The organism is Candidatus Aminicenantes bacterium, from assembly GCA_011049425.1.
Taxonomy (GTDB): Bacteria; Acidobacteriota; Aminicenantia; order UBA2199; family UBA2199; genus UBA876.
Genome location: DSBM01000043.1, coordinates 1 through 4,927, shown reverse-complemented (window position 1 = coordinate 4,927; position 4,927 = coordinate 1). Strand labels below are relative to the sequence as shown.

8 protein-coding genes and 1 pseudogene are annotated in these 4,927 nt (G+C 54.7%); 5 read left to right on the top strand and 4 right to left on the bottom strand.

The window, feature by feature from the left end; translation table 11 throughout:
* Positions 1–231: 231 nt before the first annotated feature.
* Together ENN40_03085 and ENN40_03080 are read right to left on the bottom strand one after the other, a co-directional pair.
* Positions 232–555, bottom strand: coding sequence for a transcriptional regulator (locus ENN40_03085; GenBank protein ID HDP94325.1), 324 nt, complete (start codon positions 553–555; stop codon positions 232–234).
* Positions 548–1,144 (bottom strand): hypothetical protein, encoded by a 597-nt coding sequence (locus ENN40_03080; protein HDP94324.1) that lies wholly within the window; start codon positions 1,142–1,144, stop codon positions 548–550. Before ENN40_03080 ends, ENN40_03085 begins: the two co-directional genes overlap by 8 nt.
* Before the next feature lie 172 nt (positions 1,145–1,316).
* Between ENN40_03080 and ENN40_03075 the strand changes: the two genes are divergently transcribed.
* From ENN40_03075 to ENN40_03065, 3 genes and pseudogenes are all read left to right on the top strand, one after another.
* The gene (locus ENN40_03075; GenBank protein ID HDP94323.1) at positions 1,317–1,538 is read left to right on the top strand and encodes a hypothetical protein; all 222 of its coding nucleotides are present in this window, start codon (positions 1,317–1,319) and stop codon (positions 1,536–1,538) included.
* An 86-nt stretch (positions 1,539–1,624) separates the two neighbouring features.
* Positions 1,625–2,155, top strand: a pseudogene (locus ENN40_03070) (YeeE/YedE family protein).
* 51 nt (positions 2,156–2,206) lie between these two features.
* Positions 2,207–2,485 (top strand): hypothetical protein, encoded by a 279-nt coding sequence (locus tag ENN40_03065; protein ID HDP94322.1) that lies wholly within the window; start codon positions 2,207–2,209, stop codon positions 2,483–2,485.
* Positions 2,486–2,569: 84 nt separating this feature from the next.
* On the opposite strand, the gene ENN40_03060 is transcribed toward ENN40_03065, so the two are convergent.
* Entirely contained in the window at positions 2,570–3,427 is an 858-nt protein-coding gene (locus ENN40_03060; protein ID HDP94321.1) for a deoxyribonuclease IV, read from the bottom strand.
* Positions 3,424–3,690, bottom strand: coding sequence for a DUF4342 domain-containing protein (locus ENN40_03055; protein ID HDP94320.1), 267 nt, complete (start codon positions 3,688–3,690; stop codon positions 3,424–3,426). Before ENN40_03055 ends, ENN40_03060 begins: the two co-directional genes overlap by 4 nt.
* A 135-nt stretch (positions 3,691–3,825) precedes the next feature.
* Here ENN40_03055 and ENN40_03050 point away from each other — a divergent pair, with 135 nt between their 5' ends.
* Positions 3,826–4,125, top strand: a complete 300-nt coding sequence (locus ENN40_03050; GenBank protein ID HDP94319.1) for a hypothetical protein — start codon at positions 3,826–3,828, stop codon at positions 4,123–4,125.
* A 39-nt stretch (positions 4,126–4,164) separates the two neighbouring features.
* Positions 4,165–4,668, top strand: a complete 504-nt coding sequence (locus ENN40_03045) for a permease (GenBank protein HDP94318.1) — start codon at positions 4,165–4,167, stop codon at positions 4,666–4,668.
* The last annotated feature ends 259 nt before the right edge of the window (positions 4,669–4,927 follow it).

Genomic DNA, 4,927 nt, shown 5'->3' with positions numbered 1-4,927 from the left:
TTACGGAAGGAAACGGCAGGGGAAGCAATGCCATGAGAATGAGTTTCAGCGCGGTTCCACCTGACGGAATACGAATCGGGGTGGAGCGCCTGGGAAAACTCATTCAGTCAAAACTTAAATAAAAGGCACTCAAACGGACTGAGTGGGATGGGATGGTTTTTTAATTAGAAGTGCCGGGAAGAACAAGGGTGCCGGCTCACATCAGGACGACCGGGCAGGAAAGCCGGCAGGTTAATCCTGCCGGCCTGTTGTCTGCTTTGTTTCTGGAGATAGGATTTCTTCCAACCGGTTGAGGTAATTCTTGAAACGTTTCTCTCCTACGGGGGTGATCCGGCAGACTGTTCGGGGTCTTTTCTTGAAAAACGTTTTTGTGATTTGGATCAGCCCGGCTTCTTCGAGACGGGATAGATGAGTGCTGAGATTTCCCTCTGTAGCTCCCGTCCGATCCTTCAAGTAAGTAAAATCCGCCTCGTCCACCACCATCAGAATGGAGAGTACCCCCAGGCGTATCGGAGCGTGAACCACGGGGTCCAGCTCAACAGCCTTATTATTCATCCTCATTTTCCTTGTTTTCATGGCGTTGCAGAATGTAACCGGGGATGATGTATCCCAGAATGAGCGGAATAATCATGGCCAGGGCTCGCCCCTGATAGGGGAGAAAGGCGACCCCGACTGAAAACAGCCACCAGACGAGCGCCGCCGCGAAAAGGGTCTTCCATTCGTACACACAGGCCAGAATAAAGAGAAATGTTCCCGCCAGCATTCCGGTTACCGGCCCGATTGCGGGAAAATCATAAATGCCCAGCAGGGGGAAAGCAAATGCCGCCAGGAAAAAAGAGATACCAAAACCCATTCCCAGGATAGCACCGATGCGGTCAAACAGTGTGACTACCCGGGAGCGTCCTTTTTCGCCCCGGGCGAAAACGACGGTTACAATCGAACCGGTCAGCATCACACCACACCACACCGCCCAAATCCATTCGAACCGCTCCCAGCGACCGAGCAGGTAGGTACCCAGGATCCCGGCCATCACAACATATCCCCAGAGGATGAAATACTTTCCGCTGCTCCGGATCCGGCTCTTGGTTTTGGACAGCATCTCCTTGATTAATTGCACATCCTCATACGCTTTTTGTGAATTCATCAAATTCTCCTTTTTTTTGTACTTTGCCTGACAAAGTTATTATACATGCAAATACATTTGTGTCAACAAAAAGGGCGCTTTTTTTTATTTTTTTCTTTGCTTGCCAAATCATTCATGGTGTTCGCCGGTTCTTGAATATACAAAAACAACCGGCCTTTTGACCACTTTTAGATTGACAAAACGGTGTCTGGATTTTACCATCTGGCCGGAAGAGCCCGTTTATGACCACTTTTTTGATCATACTTGTCGTTACCGGCATTTTGCCGGTTGTGGACGTGATGCGCCCCTGATGGTGGTGCTTCTGGTTGTGGCTGTTCTGGCCACGCTGGTTTCGCTTTTCATGACCAATGTGGGTGCCATTGATTGCCAATATCGCCGCTATCGCCGGACTTGATCCGCGGCCCATGTTTTGTTTAACGTCATCGCTTAGGAGATGAGCAGATGCCCCAAAAAAATGCGAAATTAAGACCTTCCCGGGAAATGTCCAGCCTGATCTGGGTTTTGGCATTCGGCATTGTGTTCGGCTTTTTGCTCCACAAAGGCGGGGCCACGGAATACGACGTGATTCTCGGACAATTGCTGCTGACCGATTTCACCGTGTTGAAAATCATGCTTTCAGCCGTCCTGACCGGGATGATCGGCATTTACGCGATGAAATCCCAAGGATGGGTCAAACTCTATCCCAAAGCGGGCTCAATCGGCAAGAGCGTGATCGGTGGCTTGATTTTCGGCGTGGGTTTCGCCGTTCTGGGTTGTTGTCCCGGCACCATTGCCGGCGCGGTCGGCAACGGTTACCTGGATACCCTGGCCGAGGCCTGGCGGGGATTGTGATCGGTGCCGGTAATTTTCGCCGCGCGTTATGCGCGACTCAGTCAGGGAATCCTGCGCAAGGGTGATTTCGGAGACCTGACCTTGCCGGGGCTGTTGAAGGTCAACGATTGGGTCGTGGTCATCCCGGCGGCTGTCGTCATCTTTCTCTTGCTGTTCTGGATGGAGACCGCCGGATTGTAGTTACAGGAGGATGCCGCCCAGGCCTGGAACCACGCGTTTTTCTGGCGGAGTATCAAACCGGGCGGCGGCGGGAAACCGGCCGGACCTATTGCAGATAAGATTGACGGCGAATTGGGCGGGTATGCGGGGTTTGTCGAGGCTTTCAAGGCGGCCGGCACGACCCAGTTCGGCAGCGGTTGGGCCTGGCTGGTCCTGAACTTCGGGGAATTGCAGATCATCAAGACCGCCAATGCCGATACGCCCATCGCCCACGGATGGGTGCCGCTGCTGACCGTGGATGTATGGGAACACGCGTATTACCTGGATTACCAGAACCGGCGCGCGGATTAGGTGAGAGTGGTGCTGGACAAACTGATCAACTGTTATTTCGCGGCACAAAACATCAGATGATTGACATCCCGGTCACGTGGGAATTCAAGCATCCGCACGGAATCCTTTGAGAATACGGATCTCTTCGGGCCAGCGTTCCGGATCGGGGGTTTCCAGGATCAGGGGGACTCCGGCTGTACGGGGGTCCCGCATGATCATGCGGAACGGCTCCCAGCCCAGGTGGCCGTCGCCCAGGGAGGCGTGGCGGTCCACCCGGCTGCCCAGGGGACTGCGTACGTCGTTGAGGTGCATGCCACGCAAGTGTTCAAAACCCACGATGGCGTCAAATTCGTCCATTGTGTCCTGGTATGTTGTCTCTGTGCGCAGATCATAGCCGGCTGTGAACAGGTGGCAGGTATCCAGGCAGACAGCCACCCGGGAACAGTCCGTCACCTGCTCTATAATAGCGGCCAGGTGTTCGAAGCGGTGCCCCAGGGAGTGTCCCTGGCCGGCGGTGTTCTCGATCACTGCCGTCACCCCGGGCACTTCGGCCAACGCCAGGTTGATGGATTCAGCGATCAGCCTCAGGCCCTCCTTGTCGCTGCTTTCGCCCTTGTGGCTTCCCGGATGGAAATTGAGGGCGACCAGCTCCAGGGCGTGGCAGCGTCGCATTTCATCGATAAAGGCCTCCCGGGATTTTTTCAATCCCGAAGGCTCCGGGTTGGCCAGGTTGATCAGGTAACTGTCATGCGGAAGGATCAAGTGCGGCGGGAATCCGTAATGTGAACAGGCTCTATTGAACGCAGTGATTTCTTTTTCGGTCAATGGTGGAGATTGCCGGCGCCGCTGGTTGCGGGTAAACAGGGCGAAAGCCTCGGCCTTGATGGCTGCCGCATTTTCGGGAGCGTTGCTGACACCGCCGGCCGCGGACACATGGGCACCAACGGGGTGAGAGAGATTCACTCGACGATCTTCTCGATCACGATGGTCATGCGTGCCACCAACGCGCCGATGGCGCCGACGGCCGCCAGCACGGGCAGCAGGGCCGCCCCGACCAATCCCAGGGTGAGGGGGATTTCAATCAGGGTGGCGCCGTTTTCATTTTTTATGATGATGCGGCGGATATTGCCCTGGTGGATCAGTTCCTTGATGCGGTCGATGATCTCACCACCGGTGACTTTGAACTCTTCATGACGGGTCTTGCTGTCATCCTGTTTTTTTGACATCGGGTGCCTCCGTTACCAATCACTATACGCAAGCGCAATCGTACTGGTTCCCGCGCAAGATGTAAAAGCGCATTGTCTCTGTTGATCGTTCCCGCTATAATGAGAATGTCACCTCTGGCGGAGGATAAATCAAACATGGGCAATGTGGAAAAAAATACGGGAAACGATGGTTTAATAGAGTTGGAGTCGCTGTTGGAGAAAGACCTGCGAGATAGTCAATTGGCCGTGAAGGGTCTGGATATAACCAGGGACCAGGTGCGCCGGACATTGGTTCGGCTGGGAGTTTCTTTGTTGCTGCTGTTGTTGTTGTTCTGGCTTAATATATTTGAAAATATCACAACTGTGTTGATTGCCATCGCTCTTATTGTTTTGCTGGAAGGCGTGCTTTTGTTTGTCGGGCGTTCCGGGAATAAGAGTCATGGGCGCGGGGATTAGGCGGGCATGGCTGTCGGGAGAAGGAAAAAGGGTCGTGAAATGCTGATTGCAACCTTGATTATGGCCGGGATCGCTCTGATACTGACGGGAGTAGCGGTTGCACGCGGGGATGGCTCTCACCTAAAGGGATTGCGCCATGCCGGCAACATGACCCTGGAAATTTTGCCCATGGTTATTTTTGCTTTCGTGATTGCGGGCATGATCCAAGTGTTGTTGCCTCCGGACCTGGTTTCTCGTTGGGTGGGAATGGAGTCCGGCCTGCGGGGGATCACGATCGGAACCCTGGCCGGGGCGATTACCCCGGGAGGTCCCTATGTGAGTCTTCCGGTTGTGGCTGGCCTGCTGAAGGCCGGGGCTTCGCCGGGAACCATGGTGGCGTTCCTGACCTCCTGGTCGCTTTGGGCCGTGGCCCGGCTGCCCATGGAATTCGCCATACTGGGATGGCGGTTTACCCTGTTGCGCCTGGCGGCCGTGGTGGTTTTTCCCCCCATCGCCGGCTGGCTGGCCCTGCGTCTTTATCAGTGGTTCGGCCTGGGTATCTGAAATTTAGACTGCGTTTGGGATCTATTTCAGGGTTTGTCTCGTATTGAGGATAGATACGATGTCATCAACGCGACGCCTATCGCGTTGTGGGAGGTGAATTCATGAGTACACCCCGTCGTTTTTTGATCGACTCCCGCATGATTCTGGCCATCTGCCTGATCCTGGTGGGCGTGTTGATGTTATTGCACCGCTTCGGCGGGAACCTGGGATTTGAACCCTGGGACCTTTGGCCCTTACTCCTGGTGATCCCCGGACTGTT